A 22,297-nucleotide genomic window follows, 5' to 3' on the forward strand; every position below is an offset into this window, starting at 1 on the left:
AGACTGCCAGGTGCCTTCCGAGCTCCCGGCAGAGGGTGGCTTGTCGCGGTCATGTTACCCGTGAGTAGCTTACGCGCAAACCGCCGCGGGCGCGGACGACACGATAGCCACCATACCGAGCTTAATTCTGTTGGCGGCCACCAGGCCCAGCACCGGCCGGCTCGCCCCCGAACGTCACGCCGACAGCAGGAACACGATCCCGACCACCAGCGCCGTGCCCGCGAACAACGCCAGTGTGAACGTGCTGAACGCCGCCGCCAGCCCGAAGCACAGCCCGGCGGCCCCCGCAACGCTCACCATATCGGTGATCATGCGACTACGCCGGTAAGGGCTGCGCGAGAACAACGCCACCCCGGCGTCCGGCACCACACCCAGCGCGTACGCCGCCAGCAGGAAGAGCGAGACCTCGGGCAGCGGCACCCATGCGGCCGCCGCCAGTAACGACACGAACAGCCCCGAGCCGATCACCCAGCGCCTGCGCACCTTCTCCCGATGCCGGGCCCTGGCCTCCTCCACCGACCGACGAGGGCGTTCCTTGCCCGGCCGCCACTCCATGGTCATCGCGTCGTCGACGGCACGCGAGGGACGGCGGGGAACGGAGGGCAGATGGGCGACGCCCAGTTTGGCGCAGATCTCCGCGGCCGTCGGCCGCGCGCCCGGATCGGCGGACAGGCACTCCCGTAACAACGGCGCCAGCCACTCGGGCACGCCTTCCAGGTCGGGCGGGTGGTGCACGACCCGGTATGCGACCGCGGAGGCCGGCCCCTGCCCGTACGGCTGCCGCCCGGTCGCCGCGTACGCCAGCGTCGCCCCGAAGGAGAACACGTCGGCCTCCATGCCCGCCTGCTTGCCCTCCAGCACCTCAGGGGCCAGATAGCCGGGCGTGCCCACCACCGCGCCCGAGGCGGTGACCGACAGCGAGTCGAGGGCGCTGGCGATGCCGAAGTCGATGACGACGGGATCCCCTTCGGCCATCATCACGTTCGCCGGCTTGAGATCGCGGTGGATCACCCCGGCCTCGTGCATGGCCAGTAACGCGGCGGCCAGCCCGGAGGCGAGCCTGCGCAGGTCGTCCACGGGCGCGGGCAGGGCACTGAGCGGACGGCCCTGGACATAACGGGTCACGAGATAGGGCCTTGCCCCCTCCAGCGAGGCGTCGAGCACCTCCGCCACGTGCGACCCGCCTACCCTGCGCATGGTCTCCACCTCGCGCGCCAGCCGGGCGAGGGCGCCTGCGTCTGCCGCGACGTGCGGGTGCAGCACCTTCACGGCGACCGTGCGCCCCTCAGCGTCGAGCGCGAGGTGCACCTCGCCGAACCCGCCTGCCCCGAGCCGGGAGAGTAGCTCATAGGGGCCGAGACGCTCGCTCATACCTCTACTCTCCCCCTGACGGCTCGCCGGGACACTCGGGCGCCATCCTCCTGCCGCCCCGCCGGGACACCCTCGAAGTCCCCCGGCAGCCGGCCGGGACGCCTCAGGACCAGTTGGTCAGGAAGCCCAGCCCGAGGCCGTCCAGCAGGCTGCCGATCAATCCGGTGATCAGCCCGATCGTGCTCTGCCTGGCCTCGCTGGCCAGGTCGTCGATGACCGACTCCGGCGCCCGCCACGGCGACCACACCGGCTCCTGGCCCAGCGCGAACATCACCGCGAACAACGCCGCCGTGCCCACCAGCACGACCGCGACCAGCGCCGCACCCGGCGTGCGCAGGACGCCGGTGAGCGAACGGGTCACGGCCTTGCGCGGCGCACCGCCGCCGGGCAACACGAACAGGCCGGCGGCGAACGCTCCCGCCGCGTAGGCGGCCGCCTCGTTGACGCCCATCCGGCCCGCCCAGTGCAGCACACCCCACACGCACACGCCGAACAGCAGCGCCAGCGGCACGTGCACGGCCGTCACGAGCGCCGACTTCACCAGCGCCCACGGCGTGCCGACCACCACGAGCAGCGGGTCGGATCCGCTGCTCCCGCGGATCTGCCGCCGCTTGACCAGGTCGCCGAACAGGTATTCGCCGAGCCGCAACACCACCGCCAGCACGACCGCCACCGCGCCCACCATGACCGGCATCATGACGGTCAGCGCGACCAGCGTGATCAGCAGCAACAACCCCGTGAACTGGCTGCCGAACAGATATTTCCTACGCTCGGCCGGCGGAGTGTACTGGGGCGGCGGGGTGTATCGAGGCGCCGGTGGCGGCGGGGCCGGGCGTGGCTGCGGCGCCGGGTAACCGGCGACCCGCTGGTCGGCACGCGGGGGCGTCGGCCGGGCGGAGATCGGCGCCGGCACGTACGGCGGCGGCTTCTCCTCACGACGCTTCTCCTCGCGCCGCTTCTTCTCCCGCGGCGGAGCCGGAGGCGGCGGCGTGGGCTTGGCGTACTCGACCGGAGGCAGCAGGTCGGAGTACGAGTCCATGACCCGCGTGCCGCTGCCCATGCGCTTGGTGCCCGTCGGCCCGTCGAAGGAGGACGTCTCGTTGAACGTGGTCACCGACGGGTCGAGCGCCCTGGCCATCCGCAGCAGCTCGTGAGCGCCGGGCCGGGCCGCCGGATCGACCTGCAGGGCCCGGCTGAGCCAGCCGTGCAGCCACGCGGGCGCCTTGTCGAGCTGCGCCCGCCCCTCCATGATGTTGAAGCAGACCGCCTCGAACGTTCCCGTGCCGAACGGCGGCGCGCCGGTCGCGGCGAAGAACACCGTCGAGGCCAGGGCGTGCACGTCGGCCGCCTGGGTGATGTCCGAGTCGCGGATGATCTCCGGCGCCAGGTAGCCGGGCGTGCCGACGAACATGCCCGTCTGCGTCAGCCTGGTGGCATTGACCAGATGGGCGATGCCGAAGTCGATGACCAGCGGCTCGCCGTCGACCAGCATGACGTTGGACGGCTTGAAGTCGCGGTGGATCACGTCGGCCGCGTGAATGGCCACCAGCGCCTGGCAGAGCCCCTGGGCGAGCTTGATGACCTCGCGCGCCGAGAGGGCGCCCTCGGTCAGGACGGTGTCCTCCAGCGTGCGGCCGGGAGCGAAACGCGTCACGACGTAGGGCTGGCCGCCCACGAGTTCGGCGTCGATGACCTCGGCCACGAACGGGCTGCGCACCCGGCGCATGGTCTCGACCTCGCGGGTCAGCCGGTCACGTGCCTTGAGGTCCGCGGCCACGTGCGGGTGCAGCACCTTGATGGCGACCTCACGGCCCTCGCCGTCGAGACCGAGGTGGACAACCCCCATGCCGCCTTCGCCGATCTTCCTGACGAGCCGGTACGGGCCGAGGCGCTCTGGTGCTTCGGTGTTCATCGCCGCCTTCCCCGTATCATCCCCCGTCCTTCAGCTCCTCGAGCAGCTCCACCACTGGATCGACGTTCAGCGGAGTCCATACGGCCCCCCTTGCGTTGTCCCCGAACGTGCCATAAGCGAGGATCAGCGAGAGCGCGGCACCCGCCGCAAGGACTCCCGACATCACCATCGCCGCTGTTCTCGAGGGTACGAGCGATGAGAGCGTTCTGCGCATCTGCTTGCCAGGACCCTCCACTCCGGGACCGGCGCAAACGGTCCACAACGCCACCGCGGCGCCCCAGGCCAGGGCGTTGGCCGGGTCCATCCTGGCCACCACCGTGAGCAGCAGCGTCACCGGCAGTCCGAGGATGAGCGCGTAGAGCACCAGGGCGAGCGTGATGCCCACCGACTTGGCCAGCGCCTTCGGGAAGGCGAACACCCTGATCACGTCGAGCGCGGCGGCCCCGGCGGCGCGCCGGGCGGTCAGCTGGGGCTGCGCCAGGTCGGCCGCGCGCAGCAGCACCGCGATCGGGATGGCCACGACGGCCACGAGCACGGGCGCCAGCACGGCCGCCACGGTCATGAGGACGAGCAACATCGCGCTCGCCACCCCGTAGGCCCTGGAACGCTGCAGTGCCTTGCCCGGCGCCCCCGCCGGGATGTACGGCTCATGCCTGGCCATCCGGTCCGGCGGGTATTGCGGCTGCGCCGGGATGTAAGGAGGCGGCTGGACCGGCATGGGGCTGGGCCTGCCGTAGTCCGGCACGTCAGGGCCATGGCCCACCCGGCCCATGTCGGGGGCGGGCGGGACGGGACCCGGGTTGGCGTTGAGCCTGCCGTAATCCGGCGAGTCCGGGCGCACGCGCCTGGTCGGCAGGTCGGTCTCGCCGGGCGCGGCCAGGTGGTTGCCGGCCTGCTGCGGCCACGGCTGGCTGGGCGGCACCGCCGCGCCCTCGCGCTGGATCTGCCGCAACTCCTCGGGCGTCACCCGGCGGGTCGGATAGGGGTCGGCCTGGTTGGGCAGCAGCGAGACGTACGGCTGCTCCTGCGGCGGCACGGCGGGCTGCTCCTGGCTTTCGAGCAGCCGCCTGGGCGTCACCGGCGGCGTCGAGATGTCATAGGCCGGCTTGTCCGTCACCCGCGGCGGCGGCTGCAGCTCCGACGAGCGCGGCACAGTGGAGATCTCGTCGGGCGTGCCGACCGGCGGCGCCTTGGGCAACATCCTGGCCGTCTGCTCGGCCAGCTCGGCCGCCTTGGGACGTTTGCCCGGGCTGCGCTGGAAGGCCGCCTTGAGCAGCGGCTGCAACGTCGCCGGGGCGGCGCTGACCTCGGCCTTGCCCGCGGTGATGTTGTAGAAGATCATCTCCAGCGTGCCCTTGCCGAAGGGCGGCTGGCCGGTCGCCGCGAACAGCAGCGTGCCCGCCCACGCGTGGACGTCGACCTCGGGCCCGGCCTCCTGCCCCTCGATGATCTCGGGCGCGAGGTAGCCGGGCGTGCCGATGAACATGCCCGTCTGCGTCAGCCTGGTCGCGTCGACCGCCTGCGCGATGCCGAAGTCGATCAGGACGGGGTCACCGTCCAGGATCATGACGTTGCCGGGCTTGAGATCGCGGTGGATCACGCCTACCGAGTGCACGGCGGCCAGCGCCGACGCCACCCCGTGCGCGACCCTGATCAGCGCGGGCAGGTCGAGCGGGCCGTCGTCCTTGACGATCTCGTCGAGGGGGCGGCCGGGCACGAAACGGGTGACGATGTACGGGCGATGACCGGTGACGTCGGCGTCGACGACCTCCGCGATGTATTTGCTGCGGACCCGGCGCATGGTCTCGACCTCGCGCGAAAGCCGCCGCCTGGCGACCTCGTCGCCGGCGACCTCTGCGCGCAGGACCTTGACCGCCACCTGCCGACCCTGCGGGTCGACAGCGAGGTGGACAACGCCCATCCCGCCTTCACCGAGCCGCCTGAGCAGCCGGTAAGGGCCAAGTCGGTCATCGTTCATGGCATGAAGCACCATACCGGCTTAATCCCCGCCCACGAGATGAACCATGAGGCCACATTCCCACTCGTACAACGTCCGCAATGGCCTCATCGGTTTCCCATCCAACGGTCTCGAATCGGCTTCAGTTTGCCAAGGCCAGGACTTCGGCCCGCTTCAGCCCGGACAGCGCGGCGCCGGACACGGCGAGCTTCGACCTGCGCACGCCGCTGCCGATCACCACCCTCGGATGCTCGGCGACGTGCGCGTCCACCAGGATCGGCCAGTCGTCGGGCAGGCCGAGCGGCGTGATGCCGCCGTACTCCATCCCGGTCAGCTCCACCGCGTCGGCCATCGGCGCGAAGCTCGCCTTGCGGGTGTCGAGATGCCTGCGTACGACGCCGTTCACGTCGACACGCATGGTCGCCAGCACCATGCAGGCGGCGTAGCGCGTCTCGCCGCCCCGTTTGGCCGCCACGACCACGCAGTTGGCCGACTCGTCGAGCCGTACGCCATACCGCTCGCAGAACGCCGCGGTGTCGGCGAGGTCGGGGTCGATCTCGGCCACCTCGACGCCCTCCATGCCGGCCACGGCGTGAGCCACGGGATCGGCCAGAAGGTCGGTCCGTTCGGTCGCGGGGACCCAGTGCAATGCCATCCCATCTCCTCGATCGCCATCTCCTCGGACCTTACGCCGGTCCGCGGAGCAGCGTGCCGTCACGGAGACTGCAACACGCGCTGGTGCAGCTGGGTGACGGCGCCGCGGGCGGACTCCATGGCCCCCGCCTGCCAGGCGATCAGGTGGGTGAGCCAGTCGCCCGCGAAGTAAACCCTTCCCGCGGGGCGTTGCAGAAGAGTGAAGGACGAATCAAAGGCCGGCCAGCGTACCCAGCCGCCCTGGATGTGGGGCTGACGTTCCCAGGCGATGGAGACGCTGGACAGGAGGTTCTGGCGGTACTTCTCGCCGTGGATCTTCTTGCCCTGGGTGAGCGCCCTGCGCCTTCTGTCCTCCGGGGTGAGGGCGCCGTAGAGCTCGGCGTGGCGCTCGGTGTTGTAGTAGCCGACGATGACGCCACGGTCGGAGTGGTAGTCGTGGGACGGATACCAGATGTGCGTGATGTCGAGGTCGGTCTCCGTCACGCCGCCGTAGATGCGGTCCTCCAGCTCCCACCAGCGTCTGCCGTACTCCAGGCCGATCTTGCCGGCGGCGACGGGGACCGGGGTCTTGAGCGCGGCGGTGACCTCGGCGCCGAGGTTGTGCGGGATCTTGGCGAGGATGTGGGGCGGGAGGGTGGCGACGCAGTAGTCGGCCTTGATCGTGCCGCCGTCGTAGACGACCTCCACGCCGTCGTCCAGAGCGGTGATCTTGGTGACCTTGGCGCCCGTGATGATGCGGTCCTGGCCGACCGCCTCGGTGAGCTTGGTGACGATCATGTCCATGCCGCCGACGGGCTGGAACATGGGGGTGGCCTGGTCGTAGCCGAAGTCGTTGGTGATCGCGCGGCCGGTGCCGGCGGCGAGGACCTGGCGGAGGGTGCCGGGGGCGTCGAGGGGGGTGCCGCGGTTGATGGCGGGATATTTCACGAAACCGCGGCGAGGCGAGCCCTCGTACTCCAGCTTGGGGCCGAGGTCGCCGAACCTTCTGAGGAATTCGAGCAGGCGTTCCTGGTCGTCCCTGGTGATGGCCTTGTCGAGGGCGCCGAGGTTGGTGGCCTTGGCGAGTAATTCGGCGACATATCCGTACATGTCGGCTCGGGCAGTGCGGGCCCGCCTCGTCTGGCCGTTGGTGTGCACGTAGGCGGAGGCGTTGTTGTTCACGAACGTCTCGATGGGGATGCCCAGCTCGCGGCAGTAGTCGAGGGTCACCATCCAGGGGGCGATGCGGCCGGGGCCGGCATTGAAGTACACGCCCTCGCCGAACGTCACCTCCTGGGCCGGGCCGGTCAGCTCCGTCAGCCGGTCACCGCCGCGCAACGTCAGGTTCCTGCCGCCCGCCTTCTCCCTGGCCTCCAGGAGGGTGCAGTCGTAGCCGGCTTTGCCGAGCTCGTACGCGGCGGTCAGGCCGGCGACGCCCGCGCCCAGGATCACCACCTTGGCCGCGGCCTTCCCGCGCAGGGCGAAGTCGCCCGGCCGGGGGGCGGCGAACTGCTTGTCCTGCCCCGCCGGCGCCAGGCCGAGGGCGCCCATGGCGGCGTACATGGCGCCCGCGCCGCCCACCGCCCCGATCCCGACGAGCAGTCCCCGCCGGGTCAGCGCCGCGGAGCTCCCGCCTTCCAAGCCGCTCCCCTTCCTCAGCCGTAGGGTCCGCTGCCGCAGGCGACCTGGCCACCGATGGTGGCGAAGATGCCGAACAGCGCCATGATCTGGGTGAAATCATCGGTGGTGAACTCGGTGTGCCGCGCCCCGACCACCTTCACGCCGGGGACCAGCGCGACGGCCGCCGCGATGGCGGTGGAGTTCCACTCCACCCCGAGCGTGTACGGCGCCGCCACATGGTACGGCGTGAAGTCGCTCAACCGCCCCAGCGCCCGAGCCATGGCCTCACGGATGCGAGCCTGGGCGACGCTCGGCGGCAGCAGCTCGGCCGAGAACTTGTCGATCCCCTTCTTCACCGCCACCGTCTCGACGTCGCCGAGCAGCTCGCGCGCCTCCGCACCGACCGCCTCGTCCCCGGTGACCAGCACCACCGGCACACCGTGGAACCCCGCGCACGCCGCGACGAGCCGCGTCTCCCCGCACAACTCGCCGTTGAGGTAGACGTTCTGGATCTCCTTGCCCATCCAGGTGTGGTTGAGCACGCCGTCCGGCACGCCGGCGCGGGCGTGGTAGCCGACGAAGCCGGCGGCCTGGAACGAGCCGTCGAGCCCCTGGGCCATGCGCTGCGCCTTGCCCGGTCCCCGGATCAGGGACGCCCTCGGGTCCAGCAGGTCGATCCTCAGGTTCTTGGTGGAGCCGTGGGCGTCGTTGACCAGCACGCTCGTCGCCCCGGCCTCGTACGCGCCCTCGACGGCGGCGTTGGCGTCGGCGGTCATCAACTCGCAACCACGCTCGTAGCCGCGTTTGCCGGCGTGCATCTCCTCGGGGTCGGTCAGCCCCGTCACGCCCTCCATGTCCACCGACAAGTAAACCTTCACGCAGTCAGCTCCTCACCTGGCCGCTCCCACACGGCACCGTCCCATGCCTCCACCGCCCCTGGTGGCGGCCTGCCCTCCCGGCCGGCCCGTTGGCCACCGCATCCGGCCGGCCGCCGCAGCCACACGGTACGCATGCCGATCCGGCCGGTCGCGTGGGCCTTGGTCCGGGGCCGGCAAGCGCCGCGCACGGGCGGGGCCGGAACGGGCGGCGGGAACCGGCCGGGTCAGGAGCCCCATGTTTCCACCCGGCGTGCCTCGTTCTCGGTCATGAACCCGACCTCGGCCGTCATGAAAGCGGCCGCCTGCTCCCGCCACCGCGCCGGGATCTCGTCGATCGCCTTCGGGTAGCAGTGGTCGAGCCAGCTCGTGGACTCCTCGGTGGCCTCGAAGTAGTCGAGCGCGGGAGCGAACAGTGTGTCTTCGATGCCCGGTATGCGAGCGAGCGCGTACTCGATCATCTCCTGTCCGCCGTACGGCGGTTTCGCGAGCCACTTGCGGGCGACGGGCCGGTCGGCGGTGACGGGCGTGTCGAGGGGCCGGCGTTCGACGGCGGCCTGGATGAGCTCCTTGTACAGGCACTTCCCGCACGTGCGGCACGGGCCGTCGGTGCCGCGCAGGCACCAGCGGACCTGGCCCCTGAGCCCGGAGTTCAGGGCCACACGCATGGTGACCGCCTCGCTCACCCCGCCGACGGGCAGCACGATGTGCACGCCCGCGGCGGCGAACAGGCGGCCCCAAGCGCCGTGCGGCGCCCACATGGGGTTGTCGGGTGTGTACCGGTGCAGGTAGCGGTCGCCCCCCAGCCAGCGCGAGCCCAGCTCGTAGCCGAAGCCGAGCCCGCCGAGGTCCAGCCGGTCGGCGAGGAGCAACGCCCCGGCCGCCACCGCGTGGTGCTCCGGGTAGCCGGGGCGGGGTTCGGCCAGCGTGAACTCGAGGTCTGAGGTGACGACGGTCACCTCCCGCCCGGTCGCCGTGGCCAGTTTGGCGAGCACATCGGACTGGTAATGCGGCCAACGGTTGGGCACGCGCCGGTGCGGCACCCGCCGGAAGTGCACGAAGGGCGCCTCAGGGTAGATCGTGGCCGCGGCCACGGAGTCCGCGCCGCCGCTGTAGGAGATCGCGAGCGTGCGCCCGGCCCGCCGCGGCTGCGCTCCCACGGGGCCGGCCTCGACGCCCCAGCCGTCGTGGAGCGCGGCGGCGACCTCGGGCGAGATGGCCCGGTCGAAGCAGACCCGCCGCCGGGTCCAGGGGGCGACGATCGTCCAGGCCGCGACCGCGAACAGGTCGGGGTGGGCGTCGCCGGGGACGCCGCCGACGGAGCAGGAGTTGGTGGCCAGCTTGACCGGGTATTCGTCGGAGGCGCGTCCGATGATCTCGTCCTCGGGGTCGAGCCGGAAGCTCAGGTCCCCGCCGGTCCAGGTCACACGCAAGGCCGCTCCCCCGGCTCGGCCGAGCTCCCGCGAGCTCCGGCGCGGCGGAGCTCGCCCCGCAGCTCGTCGATGGCCTGCCAGACGAGGACCTCGTTCTGCAGCACCCCGTCCAGCGCCTTCGCCGTCTCCTGGGCGAGCCGGTACGTGTCGTCGATCTTCGCCTTGTCGGCCGCGGCCGGCGGCTTGGCGTTCCTGAGCCTCGCCACCTCGCCCTGGAGGGTAGCCACTTCCCGCCGGAGCGTCTGCACCTCCCAAAGCGCGTCTTTGATGTCCTGACGGTGGTCGGCGATCGAGATGTAGCGGGAGTCGAACCACGTGCGCACGGCCTTGCGAAGCCGCGCAGGGACCAGGACGCGCATCATGAAACGCCACCATACTGGCAAACCCACGGCCAAATGGACGACCTACAGGAACGGGTCCGGCCGTGCGCAGCGGTCCCTATCGGCCGGTGAACTTGGGCTTGGTCTTCTCGGCGAACGCGCTCATGCCGATCTTGGCGTCGTCCGTGGCGAAGAGCGCGGAGAACTGCAGCCGCTCGATCTCCAGGCCCGTGTCGAGATCCGCCTCAAGACCCTGGTCGACGGCCTGCTTGGCGGCGCGCAGCGCGACCGCGGGCCCGCCCACGAACGTGGCGGCCCATTCGAGCGCGGCCGTGTAGACCTGCTCGTCCGGCACCACCCGGTCCACCAGGCCCATCTCCCGCGCCTCGGCGGCGGGCACATGGCGGCCGGTGAAGATCAGGTCCTTGGCCCGGGCCGGGCCGATGAGGCGGGGCAGGCGCTGCGTGCCGCCGGCGCCGGGGATGATGCCCAGCAGGATCTCCGGCTGCCCCAGCTTGGCCGACTCGCCGGCGACCCGGAAGTCGGCGCACAGGGCGAGCTCGCAGCCGCCGCCCAGGGCGTAACCGGTGATCGCGGCGATGACCGGCTTGCCGATCTGGGCGACCGCGGTGAAACATGCCTGGAGCGTGCGGGAATGAGTGGCCATGTCCGCGTAGGACATGTCGGCCATCTCCTTGATGTCGGCGCCCGCGGCGAAGACCTTCGCGCCGCCGTACAGAATCACCGCCTGCACCTGCGGGTCGGCGTCCACGAGGCGCGCTGCTTCGGCTATCTCCAGCTGGACCTGGCCGTTGAGTGCGTTCATCTTCGGACGGTCTAGACGGATGGTGGCGATCTGGTCGGCTACCTCGACGCTTACAAACTCACCCATGGTCCGAACCTACCAATGGGGAACCTGCCGTCCTCATTGGACAGCCGCAGACTTCACCTCATCAACCGTCTTCTTGCTGCGCGACACCCGGACGAGTGCCGCCGACAAACGGGCCAGTTCCTCGCCCGAGTGGGCCATCTCCGCAAGCGGACGGGCCTGGCGCGGCAGCCCCAGCTTGCCCGCGCCGTCCAGCACGCGCTTGTCCAGGTGCGGCGCGACCTGGGGCCACACGGCCTGGACCTCGCGCAGGAAGATGTCCGCCCCGGTCGGCCCGATGCCGGGGAACTCCATCAGCAGCGAGGCGATCCTTTTGTCGTCGCCCTTGGCCTCGTCACGCAGCCGCCGCAGGTCGCCCTTCCAGCGGTCGAGCAGCAGTTCGGCGCCGTCCCCGAGCATGGTGGCGGTCCGTTCGTCGTAGCGGCGGTAGTGGCCGCGGCCCAGCGCGTCCACCCGGTCCTGCCAGCTCGCGTCCCGCATGCCCTTGGGCGTGCCGTACCCGGCCTTGAACAGCTCCTTGGCGGCCGCGACCGCCACGCCGGACGAGATCCGCGCGCTGAGCAGGGTGGCCAGGACGAGCAGCTGGTACAGCGGCCTCGGCTGGTCGGACAGCTTGATGCCGGCCTCGCCCGCGAACGTGCTGCCGTAGCGGTCGAGCAGGACGTCGAGGAGCGCTTTGTCGCTCTTGCTCATGTCGATCCCGCTACCCGGCGGCCGACCCGGCATGCCGCGTTTGGGCATTTCACTGCTGGGGAGGCGGAGGTTCTCGATGGTGAAGGAGCTTGCTGTGCTGACATTGACTCACAACGCCGTGGTCGCGATCCGCGACGTGATGGCCGGCGTGGACGTACCCGCCGACGCCGGCCTGCGCATCTCCGCGAAGGCCGACGAGGCCGGCGCGCTCGAACTCGCCCTGGCCAGCCAGCCGCAGGCCGGCGACCAGATCATCGAGACCGAGGACGTACGCGTCTTCGTGGCCGAGGACACCGTGGCGCTCCTGGACGACAAGTCGCTCGACGCCCAGCCCGGCACCCCGGGGCAGCCGACGTTCCGCCTGGACCGGCGGACCTCACCGAGGCCGGCCCCCTAACCCAGATCGGACTCCGACGCCTGCGGGCGGACGTCTCCGAGCCCGAACAGACCCACCAGCGTGCCGTCCGCCTGCGTGACGACGACGTGGTCCACCTTCGCCCGATCCATCCGCTGGATCAGCGGCTCCAGCTGCTCGCTCGGGCGCACCGTGGTCACCCCGACCCGCATGGCCTGCTCGGCGGTGCCCGCCATGTCGGCGCCCTTGAGCTCGCGCGGCCCGACGACGCCCTGGACCACGTCGTCGGCGTCGACGACCACCGCCAGCCCCGCGGGGTCGCCGAGGATGCGTTCGGTGAGCTCCTCCAGCGGGTCGTCCAGGCCGGCGGTCACGGGGTCGCGGCGCACGTTCTGCGACACCAGATGGGCCTCCCCCTCGTACGGCAGGTCGGCCGCCAGCCAGTCCATCTTGCCCGCCCCGTAGTCGTGCACCTCGCCGAACCCCAGCCGTTCGAGCCGGTGGGCGGCGCGCGGGCTCAGATCGCACAGCGCGTCGTGGCAGTAGACGACGACCGGCCGCGCCCGGTCCAGCGCCGAGGAGCCCTCGTCGAGGGCGCCGAGCGGCAGGTTCACGGCCCGGGGCAGGTGCGCCCACGCGTACTCCTCCTTCGGCAGCACCTCGACCAGCTGGGCCTGGCGGGCCGCGACCAGGTCCTGTACGGCTTCGCGATCGATGATGTGCGTCATGCGTTCTCCCGTACCCCCAGATTTCGCTCGCATGGGCTCTTCCTCCGTGTCACGATGACGGCGCGGCCTATTCAGGGGGTATCCGATGTGTGACGATCCGCTGCTACCCGACTCCGTCGCCCGCGCGTGGTCCGACTACTGTTCCCTGCGTGACGCCCACGGGCCGTGCTGGGGCGAGCCGCCCATCTCCTACGTCGACCAGGCGTGGGCCACGGTCTTCCTCGACTCCCGCCACGACTACTGGGGCACGGCCCTGAGCCAGCTGGCCGAGCGCTACCCCGACGTTCCCCCCGAGGAGCTCGAGGACCACATGGGGGAGGTGGACCTGGACCGGCTGCTCCGCGACGCTCTCGGCGGCGACGTGCCGGACAACCTGCCGGCGCTGCGCCTCACACCCGAGGGGGCCACGCTGGCGGCCGAGACGCGGGTGGTGCTGGACGACGGCCCCTTCCGCACGGCGTTGTTGCTGGACTCCAGCACGGACGAGCCGGTCGAGGTCGTCGTGGACGGCACGGCGTACGTGGTGCCGCCCCGCGGCGCCAAAGTTGTCGAGCTCGTGCGGGAGGTCACCGTCGGCGGCCGGCCGGTGGACCTGTCGCCGCTGGCCAGGCGGGCCGCCGCGGCCACGATCCGGGTGCGGGCCGGGTTCCCGTGCCGGTGGGGCGTGACGGGCGCGAACGGGCAGGGCTGGTATCCCGAGGGCGCCCCGCCCAAGCTGGACGCCCACCGCAGGCCGTTCTTCCACGGTGACGACCTCGTGGTCACCGTGCCCGCCGAGCCGATCACGGTGACGGTGACCAGGGGCATGGAGTACACCTCCGCCGAAGTCGTGGTGACCCCTGACGCGGGCCGGGAGACGTTGGTGGAGCTGACGCCCGAACGGTTGTACGACGCCGCCGCCCGCGGCTGGTACGGCGGCGACCTGCACGTGCACCTCAACTGGATGGGCGAGGAGCCCGCCGCGCCCGCACTGGCCGCGGCCGCGCAGCACGGCGAGGACCTGCACGTGCTCAACCTCGTGGCGGGCAACGTCGCGAGCGAGCGGGTCTACGACGTGGAGGCGCTGGAGCACTGGGTGGGCGAGGACCTGCCGTGGTCGGACGAGCGGCACCTGGCCAGGATCGGGGTGGAATACCGCAACGACCTGGTCGGGCACTTCAGCGCGTTCGGCCTGCGCGGCCTGCCCAAGCGCTACCACACCGGCTTCCTCCACACGGTGGACTGGCCGCCCAACGCGGCCGCGCTCGAAGAGCTGCGCGCGCTCGGTGCGATCACCGGGTACGGGCATCCGTTCCACACCCCGTTCGACGACGACGACCCGCCCGACGTGGTGCTCTCCCGCGGGCGCAACTGCTCGGCCAGGGAGATCGTCGCCGACGCCGCCCTCTGCCTGATCGACACCCTGGACGTGCTCAACCACTCCTCGATCGCCGCCACCGCCGCCGTCTACCGCCGCCTGATCGGCGCGGGCAACCGGCTGACGGTCACCGCGGGCACCGACGCCGTGCTCTCCTTCTGCCGCCGCGGCACCGCTTCCGGCCCTCCGGGGTGGGAGCGCGTGTACGCCAACGTCGCCGGCCCGCTCACCGCCGAGTCCTTCGCCGAGGCGATCCTGCTCGGCCGCACGTTCGCCACCACCGGGCCGTGGCTGGAGCTCACCGTGAACGGGCACGGGCCCGGGGACACGCTGGAGCTGGCGCCCGGGCAGCGGGTCGAGATCGTGGTGGCCTCGATCGGGCCCGAGGTCGAGCAGCTGGAGATCCGCACCGCGCAGGGCGTGCTGGCGCAGGGGCCGCCCGGGCACCTGACCATGTCGATGGTGGTGAGCGAGCCGACGTACGTGGTGGCCGTCGCCTCGGGCGGGCCGCATCCGCGTGCCTTCCATCGGCGCGGCGCCTACGCGCACACCAGCCCGGTGTACCTGGACGTCGCGGGCGAGCACGTGGCCAGGGAGGCGGACGTGCGGTGGTGCCTGGCGTGGCTGGACCGGCTGGAGACGGTGGTGCGCGAGTTCGGCACGTTCGAGACCGAGCACCAGTTGCGGGATCACCTGGAGCTGTACGAGCGGGCGAGAGCCGTCTACCGGGGGCGGCTTCCCTAGTCTCCGAGAGCCAGGCTCGGGGGCCGGTCGCCTGACCTGCCAAGGCCAGGCTCGTCTCCTAGCCTCCGAGGGCCAGGCTCACGCAGCACCGGTTGTCGCCGGGTTCCAGCCTGGCCTCCACCTTGGGCGGCGCGAGGCTCTCCACCAGGCCGGTGATCAGGGCGTGGTTCATGTGGCAGACCAGCTCCCGCTGCGCCTCGGCGAGGGCGTGGAAGGGGCAGTTGGCCATGATGACGCGGGTGCGCTCGCGCCGCGGCTCGTATCCGTGCTCGCTGAGCGCCCCGACCGCGAGATCCAGCGCCGCCTGCGGGGTGGCCGGCCGGCCTTCGTCGGTGAGCGCCCCTCCGCCGATCGCGGCGCCCTGCTCGGCCGCCACTCGCCGGAGCACCTCCAGGACGGGCGCCCCGGTCCTGGCCGACTCGGCGATCGCGTCGGCCATGAGCCGGCCGGCGAGCAGGTAGTCGCGGCTGGGCAACGACACGGCGAACTCGCGGGCCGCCCGGCGATACAACTTCGAGCTGCGTCCCGCGCCCGGCCCCGTCCTGCCGGTGAGCCGGGCGTAGACCGCCTCGAGGAGCCCTTCGGACTCCAGCTTGTCGAGATGGAACTTGGCCTTGTGGCGGGCGATCCCTATCGCCTCGGCGGCCTGGTCGCGGCTCACGGGTCCGGGCTGTGCGCAGACGAACAGGTACAGCTCCTGGCGTACGGGGTCGGCGAGGGCGCCGATGCCCGTGATGTTCTGATCGACTCCGCGCACCGGCCGGCCTTTCTAACGGAGAAAGCCATTGACGTTACAGGCGTGGTCTTCTAACGTACAAAGTATCATCCGTTAGGAGCCCACTCATGAGCACCGATTTATCGACTCGCCTGAAGAATCCCTCTTATCAGGCATTCGCACTGCTGCGCACCGGATTCACGGTCGCGCCGATCCTGTTCGGGCTCGACAAGTTCACCAACATCCTCACCGAGTGGACGGCGTACCTGGCGCCGTGGATCGACAACCTGGTCCCCGGCGACGCCATGACGGCCATGAGGATCGTCGGCGTGATCGAGATACTGGCGGGCCTGCTGGTCGGCTTCGCACCCAGGATCGGGGCCTACATCGTCGCCCTCTGGCTCGCCGGGATCATCGTCAACCTGCTGACGTTCCCCGGGTTCTACGACATCGCGCTACGCGACTTCGGCCTCATGATCGGGGCGCTGGCGCTGGCCAGGCTCGCGCAGGCGCACGCCGGGGACGGGGTCACCTAGTCCTGGCACGGCCGCGTGGCTCGCGCGGGGGGTCGTGCCGGTGGCGGCTCGCGTCCTCCAGCAGCCCGAGGTCGGCACGCCTCCTGCCCTCGCGCCCGGTGACCGCCTGAACGCGCGTCACGGCTCGATGGACTGGATGTGGGCGGTCGCGGTGGCCACGGCCACGGGCTCGCCGTCCGGACCGAGGAGCTCACCGGACATGAAGCACACTTGCCTGCCGCGCCGCACCACGCGTCCCCGGCCCACGAGCCTGCCCGGGCGGGCTGGGCGCAGGAACTGCACGTGCAGGTCAAGGGTCGGCGCGAACCGGCCCGGAGGCAACGTCGCGACCAGCGCGGGACCGAGGGTGTCGTCGAGCATCGCGGCCAGGAAACCGCCCTGGATCACGCCGACGGGATTGGTGAACCGATCACCCGCCTCGAACGCCACCTCGATGGTCCCCTGGTCGGGGTCCACGTGCAGGAGCTCCCAGCCCAGGGTCTCCGCCGCGGCGGGCGGCGCCGCCCGGCCCGCGACCACGTCCCAGAACGGCCCTTGGCGTGTGTGCGTCTCCATTCCGCCGATTGAACCCGACGCCACCGACAGTTCCCGGGACGTGAGGCCGGACCCGCACCGACCGGCTGCGGGCACCGGAGTGGCGTCACAGGGTGCCGGAGAGGCGTTCGACGCCGCGGAGCAGGGCCGAGTGGTCGAGCCCGCCGTCGCCGTTGGCGTCGGCGGCGGCCACGAGCTGGGCCACCAGCGCCCCCAGGGGCAGCACGACGCCGGCCTCGCGGGCCGCGGAGGTCACAATGCCCATGTCCTTGTGGTGCAGGGCGATGCGGAAGCCGGGCTCGAAGGAGTGGTTCAGCATGTTCGCGCGTTTCTGCGCCAGCACGGCCGAGCCGGCCAGGCCGCCGCCGAGCACCTCCAGCGCCGCCTCAAGGTCCACGCCGTAGGCACGCAGGAACACCACGGCCTCGGCCAGCGCCTCGATGTTGGCGGCCACGACGAGCTGGTTGGCCGCCTTGACCGTCTGGCCCGCGCCGCTCGGTCCCACGTGGACCACGGTCTTGCCGACCACGTCGAAGATCGGCTTGGCGGCCTCGTAGTCATCAGCCGCGCCGCCCACCATGATCGACAGCGCTGCGTTCCTGGCTCCGGCCTCGCCGCCCGAGACCGGAGCGTCCAGGTAGCGCAGCTCACGGAGGCCCGCCTCCTCGGCCAGCTCGCGGGTGACGTCGGGGCGGATCGAGGAGAAGTCGATGATCAGCGTGCCGGGGGCGGCGTGCGCGAACACGCCGTCGTCGCCGGTCAGCACGTCCCGCACGTCGGGGGAGTCCGGAACCATGAGGGCGACGATCTCGGCACCGGTCACGGCGTCGGCGATCGAGGCGGCGACCCGGCCCCCGGCCTCGGCCAGGGCCTTGGCCTTCGCCGGCGAGCGGTTGTAGCCGACCACGCTGTGCCCGGCGTTGACCAGGTGCACGGCCATGGGGCTGCCCATGATGCCGAGGCCGATGAAGGCGATGGTGCTCACGTTCGTCCTCCCGCGCGTTGGGTGGGGCTCACGGTCATCCTCCCGCACGTTGGGCCGGGCCTACGGTCATCGTCCCGCGCGTTGCGCCGGGCCCACGGTCATCGTCCCGCGCGTTGCTCGCGTGGTAGCCAGTCGAAGGCGCCGGGGCCTTCGGAGCGGTATTCAAGTCCGAAATATCCGTCATAGCCGGTGGCGCGCAGCTGGTCGATCCACTCCCGGATCGGCAGCGCGCCTGTTCCCGGCGCTCCCCTGCCCGGGGCGTCGGCGATCTGCACATGAGCGATGCGCTCCGCGTGCCGCGCGATGGCGGCAGGCACGTCGTCGCCGTTGACCGCCAGATGGTAGAGGTCGGCGAGCAAGCCCACGTTCGGCACGTCGCCGAGCCGGTCGAGCACGGCCACGGTGTCGGCGGCGGTCCGCAGCGGGTAGTGCGCGGGCTCCGGCGCGCGGGAGCCCGCGCTGAGCGGCTCGAGCAGCACGGTGCCGTCGACGCCACGCGCGCAGGCCGCCAGCATCTCGAGAGCCAGCTCGTCCTGCTCCTGGGCCGCGACGCCGTCGATGCGGTTGCCGTACAGGGCGTTGAACGCCCGGCACCCCAGCCGCTGCCCGATGGCGGCCACCACCGGGATGTTGTCCAGCAGCTCGCGGGAGCGCCCGGGCCACGACACCACGCCGCGGTCGCCGCCCGGCATGTCGCCGGCGAAGAAGTTGAGCCCGGTCAGCAGCACCCCGGCGTCCTCAATGGCGCGGACGAACGCCTCCACGTCCCGGTCGGCGGGCACCGCGACCGGCCACGGCCACCAGAACTCCACCGCCGCGAACCCGTCGGCCGCCGCCGCGGCCGGGCGCTCGAGCGGGGGCAGGTCCGTGTAGAGGATGGAGCAGTTGACGGTCCACCTGATCACGCGCACAGACCGGCATCTTAGCGAGTGCGACACGACACGCCCTCAGGGGAAGGGGCTTCGTGAAGCGCGGCCGGGACTATGATGTTGGAAATTAAAGCGGCTCCGGTGTGCGGTTGCTGCTGGGCAAAGCGTTGCGGAGGTGCGCGCATGCTGGTGTCGCGGTGGGCCCAGGAGACGTTCGGGCAGCGTGCGCCGGTGATCAGACAGGGGATCGCCGAGGCGCTGTCGGTCGCGCTGGACAACGCCCGCGACGCGCAGACGGCGGCGCAGACCGATCACACGCATCCGTTCGGGTTCACGCTCATGTCCCGCAAGTTCGAGGCGCTGGCCGAGGCGTTCGAGGACATGGGCGACGTGCGGATCGTCAAGCCCGCGGGGTCGCCGCACGAGCTGGTGGTGCTGGACGGCAAGCTGCTGTTCCCGTTCCGCTACGCCAAGGACCGCTCGGTGAGCGTGATGAGCGCGCGCATCGGCGAGGGCCGGCCGTCGGCCCTGGTGCAGGCGCTGTTCAACCGGTTCGGGCCGGAGCCGATGATGCGGCAGCTCGCGCTGGCCGACGTGGCGCCGCACGCGGTGCCGGTGGCCGAGGCGCTCAGCGACCTGCCCGAGGACACCAGCCTGGTGCTGATCGCCTACGCGTGCAACGCGCACGCCGGGCTGCTCGACGCCTGGTGGGGCGAGGCCGAGTTGCTGGATCGCACCGGCAGCCTGCGCTGGCACCACTGCGAGGAGATCCCACTGGCCAAGGACACCGGGGCCACGCAGACGTCGCTGCCCGCGGCCGCCTTCGACCAGGGCGCCGTGCCGACGCCCGCGCTCAACCCCCGTGTGTCACACGCGTTCAGGGCAGAAGCCGCGAGCGGTGAGTAGTCTCCGACCCGGGGCGCCGACCCCGCAGGCCGTCGCCGACGCGTTCGACGCCACCCGTCTCACCCAGGCCCGCCACCTGGCGGCGCTGACCAAGAAGGAGGTCGCCGAGCACCTCGGCGTCTCCCCCGCCGCGGTCGGCCAATACGAGGCAGGTGTCACCCGGCCGCGCCCCGACCTGATCCCGCTGCTGGCCGAGGTGCTGGGCGTGCCGATGGCGTTCTTCCTGCCCGGGCGCCCCCACGGCAAGCTCGACGGCTCCATGGCGCATTTCCGCAGCCTGCGCTCCACCCGTGCCTACCAGCGGGCCAAGGCCGTCGCGTTCGTCGAGCAGGTGTGGGAGCTGACCTACGCCCTGGAGAAGCGGATCCAGCTGCCCGCCGTGGACCTGCCCGGGTTCGCGGGCGGCGAGATGCACTCGGCGCTGCCCCGCGACCCGGCCGGCGCCGCCCGGGCGCTACGCGCCCACTGGGGGCTGGGCGCGGGGCCGATCAGCCACCTCGTACGCCGCATGGAGGCGCACGGCATCGTCGTCGCCTTCCCCCGGCACGACCCCGACGCGGTCACCGTCGACGCCTTCTCCACCTCCAGCCTGCCCAGGCCGATCGTCGTGCTGACCCCCAACAGGTTCGACGACATCTACCGCCACCGCTTCACCGCCGCGCACGAGCTGGGCCACCTCGTCCTGCACGGCGACACCGCCGCCGGGGACACCCATCAGGAGCGCGAGGCCGACGCGTTCGCCGCCGAGTTCCTGACGCCGCGCGAGAGCATCCTGCCCCAGTTGCCGCTCCGCGCCGACCTGCGCAAGCTCGCCGAGTTGCGGCGCACGTGGGGCGTGTCGGTCGACTCGCTGCTCTACCGGTGCCGCGAGACGGGGCTGATCTCCGACTCGGCGGCGAGCCGCGCCTACCAGCGCCTGGCCGCGCTGCGGGACCAGCCCGGCTTCACCAACGAGCCCGTCTCCGGCTACCCGGGCGAGCAGCCCGTCCTGCTGGCCCACGCCTTCGACCTGGCCACCCGGGAGGCGGACCTGACCGCCGCCACCCTGGCCCAGGAGCTGGCCTGGCCCATCGCCCGCGTACGCGAGCTCATCGGCCTGCCCGACCAGCGCCCGTCGCTGAGACTTGTCCTGTAGGGGCGCGAAGAAGAAAGCCGGGTTCGGGCAATCAGTGCCGATGACCGCTCGAGAAAGGCTCCCGGTGCATGCCCCTGACCCATCTCCCTCCGGTACGAATGCTTGAGGGGACGACAGACGCGTCGATCATCGCGAGGTCCCGCCACGAGCCCGAGTGGTTCTCGGTGATCTTCGATCGGTACTTCACCGCCATCCACCGGTACGCGGCCGCCCGGTTAGATCCCGGCACCGCCGACGACGTCGCCTCCGAGACCTTCCTCGCCGCGTTCGACCAGCGCAACCGCTATGACCTGACCTGTCCGAGTGCACGGCCCTGGCTCTACGGGATCGCCACCAACCTGATCGGCCGCCATCGCCGCGCCGAGATCCGGCTCTACCGGGCCCTCGGCCGCGCCGCGGGCCGCGACGACGTCGAGAACCACGCCGACCGGGTGGCGGACCGGGTGAGCGCGGAGCAACTGAACCCCGCGCTGGCCAAGGGCCTGGCCGCGCTGTCCGCGGGCGATCGCGACGCGCTGCTGCTCGTCGCCTGCGCCCAGCTCAGCTACGCGGAGGTCGCGCGCGCCCTGCACATCCCGACCGGCACCGTCGGCTCCCGCGTCACCCGGGCCAGACGCCGGCTGCGCACCACACTTGGCTTCCCCGCACTGGAGGTAGACGACCATGGATGAGCTGCGGCTGCTGAAGGAGCGCCATGACGCGCTGCCCGACCCGGACGAGCGCGCCGTCACCGAGGCCCGATCCCGCCTGCTCTCCCACATGCGCGAAAGGCCGCGGAGCAGGCGACGCCCGCTCCGTGTCACCTGGGCGATCGGCCTGGCGGGGGCTGCCGCGCTGGTCGCTGCGGTCGTGATCGTTCCCGGCGTCCGGGACGGCTCCGAGAGGCCTCAGGCCCGTCCGTCCAGCTCCCAGCCGTCGAGCACCCCGCTCCGGCTGCGCAAGGTCGCCACGGCCGAGGACCTGGCGGCCAACGCCGCCGCGCTGGCCGCCGCCCACCCGGACCCCGTGCCCGAGCCCGATCAGTGGGCGTACATCAAGACCAAGGAGGCCCGGGGGAAGGGGACGAGGACCCACGAGATGTGGCGGCGGGCGAACGAGAAGCAGTTCGCCTTCATCGAGGACGGAAAGCTCAAAGTGCTCGACGGCTCGGAGTTCGAGGTGACCTACCCTTATCTCCTCTCGCTGCCGACCGAGCCCGCCGCCCTGCTGGCCCGCGTCTACGAGGAGATGGACGCCGAGCACGTAAAGCGGCAGGCCCAGCGGAGAAGGGGCCAGGCCACGGTGCCGCCGTTGACCGCCGAACAGCGGCACACGTACGCGTTCCAGCACATCGTGCAGGGCATGCGGGACGCCGTGCTGCCCCGCGCGCTCCGGTCGGCCATGTACGGCGCCCTGGCCGACATCCCGGGTGTCCGCTACGAGGCCCGCGCCACGGACCTCGCCAAGCGGCCGGGGGTGACCCTCTACCGGATCCACGAGGGATACCTGCGCGACGAGATCTTCATCGACCCGGACACGTACGCGTACCTCGGCTACCGGATGATCGCGGTCCGGGACCACGAGAATCCCCGCGTGTACGAGTTCATCAAGAAGGGCCAGATGTTCGGCTGGGGCAGCCTGATCGCCTCCGGGGTCGTCGACCGGCCCGGTGAGCGTCCCTGACGAAGCCTCAGCGGCCTGGGCCGCCCGGCGGACTGTTAAGGGATGAAAAATACCTTCGCAAAGATCTC

22 protein-coding genes are annotated in these 22,297 nt (G+C 71.5%); 7 read left to right on the forward strand and 15 right to left on the reverse strand.

Annotated elements, in window-relative coordinates; all coding sequences use genetic code 11:
* Positions 1-174: 174 nt before the first annotated feature.
* The 10 genes from EDD27_RS34515 to EDD27_RS34560 form a co-directional block, all read right to left on the reverse strand.
* Positions 175-1,371 carry a serine/threonine-protein kinase gene (locus EDD27_RS34515; protein ID WP_127936112.1) on the reverse strand — a complete coding sequence of 399 codons (1,197 nt, stop codon included), beginning with the start codon at positions 1,369-1,371 and terminating at the stop codon, positions 175-177.
* Between the two features lie 103 nt (positions 1,372-1,474).
* On the reverse strand, positions 1,475-3,283 hold the full coding sequence (locus EDD27_RS34520; RefSeq protein ID WP_127936113.1) for a serine/threonine-protein kinase: 1,809 nt from the start codon (positions 3,281-3,283) through the stop codon (positions 1,475-1,477).
* Positions 3,284-3,299: 16 nt separating this feature from the next.
* Entirely contained in the window at positions 3,300-5,261 is a 1,962-nt protein-coding gene (locus EDD27_RS55910) for a serine/threonine-protein kinase (RefSeq protein ID WP_206641788.1), read from the reverse strand.
* Between the two features lie 121 nt (positions 5,262-5,382).
* A complete protein-coding gene (locus EDD27_RS34530; RefSeq protein ID WP_127936114.1) occupies positions 5,383-5,895 on the reverse strand; it encodes a YbaK/EbsC family protein in 513 nt (170 codons plus the stop codon).
* 59 nt (positions 5,896-5,954) lie between these two features.
* A complete protein-coding gene (locus EDD27_RS34535; protein ID WP_241564416.1) occupies positions 5,955-7,514 on the reverse strand; it encodes a flavin monoamine oxidase family protein in 1,560 nt (519 codons plus the stop codon).
* Positions 7,515-7,528: 14 nt separating this feature from the next.
* The gene (locus EDD27_RS34540; protein ID WP_127936115.1) at positions 7,529-8,371 is read right to left on the reverse strand and encodes a M55 family metallopeptidase; all 843 of its coding nucleotides are present in this window, start codon (positions 8,369-8,371) and stop codon (positions 7,529-7,531) included.
* Positions 8,372-8,595: 224 nt separating this feature from the next.
* A complete protein-coding gene (locus EDD27_RS34545) occupies positions 8,596-9,795 on the reverse strand; it encodes a DUF6395 domain-containing protein (protein WP_241564876.1) in 1,200 nt (399 codons plus the stop codon).
* Positions 9,792-10,163 (reverse strand): hypothetical protein, encoded by a 372-nt coding sequence (locus tag EDD27_RS34550; RefSeq protein ID WP_206641789.1) that lies wholly within the window; start codon positions 10,161-10,163, stop codon positions 9,792-9,794. Before EDD27_RS34550 ends, EDD27_RS34545 begins: the two co-directional genes overlap by 4 nt.
* 76 nt (positions 10,164-10,239) lie before the next feature.
* A complete protein-coding gene (locus EDD27_RS34555; protein WP_127936117.1) occupies positions 10,240-11,013 on the reverse strand; it encodes an enoyl-CoA hydratase/isomerase family protein in 774 nt (257 codons plus the stop codon).
* A gap of 33 nt (positions 11,014-11,046) precedes the next feature.
* Positions 11,047-11,703 carry a hypothetical protein gene (locus EDD27_RS34560; RefSeq protein WP_127936118.1) on the reverse strand — a complete coding sequence of 219 codons (657 nt, stop codon included), beginning with the start codon at positions 11,701-11,703 and terminating at the stop codon, positions 11,047-11,049.
* 94 nt (positions 11,704-11,797) lie between these two features.
* Here EDD27_RS34560 and EDD27_RS34565 point away from each other — a divergent pair, with 94 nt between their 5' ends.
* Positions 11,798-12,100 carry a Fe-S cluster assembly protein HesB gene (locus tag EDD27_RS34565; protein ID WP_127936119.1) on the forward strand — a complete coding sequence of 101 codons (303 nt, stop codon included), beginning with the start codon at positions 11,798-11,800 and terminating at the stop codon, positions 12,098-12,100.
* Here the strand turns inward: EDD27_RS34565 and EDD27_RS34570 are convergent.
* Positions 12,097-12,786, reverse strand: coding sequence for a rhodanese-like domain-containing protein (locus EDD27_RS34570; RefSeq protein WP_164903915.1), 690 nt, complete (start codon positions 12,784-12,786; stop codon positions 12,097-12,099). The two genes, EDD27_RS34565 and EDD27_RS34570, sit on opposite strands and share 4 nt — an antisense overlap.
* An 85-nt stretch (positions 12,787-12,871) precedes the next feature.
* On the opposite strand from EDD27_RS34570, the gene EDD27_RS34575 reads away from it, so the two are divergent.
* Positions 12,872-14,887 (forward strand): CehA/McbA family metallohydrolase, encoded by a 2,016-nt coding sequence (locus EDD27_RS34575; protein WP_241564417.1) that lies wholly within the window; start codon positions 12,872-12,874, stop codon positions 14,885-14,887.
* 58 nt (positions 14,888-14,945) lie between these two features.
* Here EDD27_RS34575 and EDD27_RS34580 read toward each other — a convergent pair whose 3' ends face one another.
* Positions 14,946-15,644: a helix-turn-helix transcriptional regulator gene (locus tag EDD27_RS34580; RefSeq protein WP_127936121.1), complete on the reverse strand. Its 699-nt coding sequence runs from the start codon at positions 15,642-15,644 to the stop codon at positions 14,946-14,948.
* Positions 15,645-15,730: 86 nt separating this feature from the next.
* Here EDD27_RS34580 and EDD27_RS34585 point away from each other — a divergent pair, with 86 nt between their 5' ends.
* Entirely contained in the window at positions 15,731-16,138 is a 408-nt protein-coding gene (locus EDD27_RS34585; RefSeq protein ID WP_127936122.1) for a hypothetical protein, read from the forward strand.
* A 117-nt stretch (positions 16,139-16,255) separates the two neighbouring features.
* Here the strand turns inward: EDD27_RS34585 and EDD27_RS34590 are convergent, their stop codons facing one another.
* The 3 genes from EDD27_RS34590 to EDD27_RS34600 form a co-directional block, all read right to left on the reverse strand.
* The gene (locus EDD27_RS34590) at positions 16,256-16,693 is read right to left on the reverse strand and encodes a PaaI family thioesterase (protein WP_127936123.1); all 438 of its coding nucleotides are present in this window, start codon (positions 16,691-16,693) and stop codon (positions 16,256-16,258) included.
* An 85-nt stretch (positions 16,694-16,778) separates the two neighbouring features.
* Positions 16,779-17,705, reverse strand: coding sequence for a 2-hydroxy-3-oxopropionate reductase (locus tag EDD27_RS34595; RefSeq protein WP_479680935.1), 927 nt, complete (start codon positions 17,703-17,705; stop codon positions 16,779-16,781).
* A gap of 50 nt (positions 17,706-17,755) precedes the next feature.
* Complete coding sequence (locus EDD27_RS34600) at positions 17,756-18,568, reverse strand: hydroxypyruvate isomerase family protein (protein WP_206641790.1); 813 nt, start codon at positions 18,566-18,568, stop codon at positions 17,756-17,758.
* Between the two features lie 141 nt (positions 18,569-18,709).
* Between EDD27_RS34600 and EDD27_RS34605 the strand changes: the two genes are divergently transcribed.
* The 4 genes from EDD27_RS34605 to EDD27_RS34620 all read left to right on the forward strand — a co-directional run bounded on the left by EDD27_RS34605 (position 18,710) and on the right by EDD27_RS34620 (position 22,229).
* Positions 18,710-19,432: a hypothetical protein gene (locus EDD27_RS34605; protein ID WP_127936125.1), complete on the forward strand. Its 723-nt coding sequence runs from the start codon at positions 18,710-18,712 to the stop codon at positions 19,430-19,432.
* Positions 19,425-20,567, forward strand: a complete 1,143-nt coding sequence (locus EDD27_RS34610) for a helix-turn-helix domain-containing protein (protein WP_127936126.1) — start codon at positions 19,425-19,427, stop codon at positions 20,565-20,567. Before EDD27_RS34605 ends, EDD27_RS34610 begins: the two co-directional genes overlap by 8 nt.
* A 164-nt stretch (positions 20,568-20,731) precedes the next feature.
* The gene (locus tag EDD27_RS34615) at positions 20,732-21,238 is read left to right on the forward strand and encodes an RNA polymerase sigma factor (RefSeq protein ID WP_241564418.1); all 507 of its coding nucleotides are present in this window, start codon (positions 20,732-20,734) and stop codon (positions 21,236-21,238) included.
* Entirely contained in the window at positions 21,231-22,229 is a 999-nt protein-coding gene (locus EDD27_RS34620; RefSeq protein WP_127936128.1) for a CU044_5270 family protein, read from the forward strand. Before EDD27_RS34615 ends, EDD27_RS34620 begins: the two co-directional genes overlap by 8 nt.
* Positions 22,230-22,297: the final 68 nt, after the last annotated feature.

It is taken from the genome of Nonomuraea polychroma (assembly GCF_004011505.1).
GTDB classification, from domain to species: domain Bacteria; phylum Actinomycetota; class Actinomycetes; order Streptosporangiales; family Streptosporangiaceae; genus Nonomuraea; species Nonomuraea polychroma.

Bases quoted from the DNA above. Each gene is read 5' to 3' on its own strand.
- EDD27_RS34605 (WP_127936125.1), top strand. From the start codon at position 18,710: ATGCTGGTGTCGCGGTGGGCCCAGGAGACGTTCGGGCAGCGTGCGCCG.
- EDD27_RS34550 (WP_206641789.1), bottom strand. From the start codon at position 10,163: ATGATGCGCGTCCTGGTCCCTGCGCGGCTTCGCAAGGCCGTGCGCACG.
- EDD27_RS34570 (WP_164903915.1), bottom strand. From the start codon at position 12,786: ATGACGCACATCATCGATCGCGAAGCCGTACAGGACCTGGTCGCGGCC.
- EDD27_RS34560 (WP_127936118.1), bottom strand. From the start codon at position 11,703: ATGAGCAAGAGCGACAAAGCGCTCCTCGACGTCCTGCTCGACCGCTAC.
- EDD27_RS55910 (WP_206641788.1), bottom strand. From the start codon at position 5,261: ATGAACGATGACCGACTTGGCCCTTACCGGCTGCTCAGGCGGCTCGGT.
- EDD27_RS34620 (WP_127936128.1), top strand. From the start codon at position 21,231: ATGGATGAGCTGCGGCTGCTGAAGGAGCGCCATGACGCGCTGCCCGAC.
- EDD27_RS34520 (WP_127936113.1), bottom strand. From the start codon at position 3,283: ATGAACACCGAAGCACCAGAGCGCCTCGGCCCGTACCGGCTCGTCAGG.
- EDD27_RS34515 (WP_127936112.1), bottom strand. From the start codon at position 1,371: ATGAGCGAGCGTCTCGGCCCCTATGAGCTACTCTCCCGGCTCGGGGCA.
- EDD27_RS34530 (WP_127936114.1), bottom strand. From the start codon at position 5,895: ATGGCATTGCACTGGGTCCCCGCGACCGAACGGACCGACCTTCTGGCC.
- EDD27_RS34590 (WP_127936123.1), bottom strand. From the start codon at position 16,693: ATGGAGACGCACACACGCCAAGGGCCGTTCTGGGACGTGGTCGCGGGC.
- EDD27_RS34555 (WP_127936117.1), bottom strand. From the start codon at position 11,013: ATGGGTGAGTTTGTAAGCGTCGAGGTAGCCGACCAGATCGCCACCATC.
- EDD27_RS34575 (WP_241564417.1), top strand. From the start codon at position 12,872: ATGTGTGACGATCCGCTGCTACCCGACTCCGTCGCCCGCGCGTGGTCC.
- EDD27_RS34585 (WP_127936122.1), top strand. From the start codon at position 15,731: ATGAGCACCGATTTATCGACTCGCCTGAAGAATCCCTCTTATCAGGCA.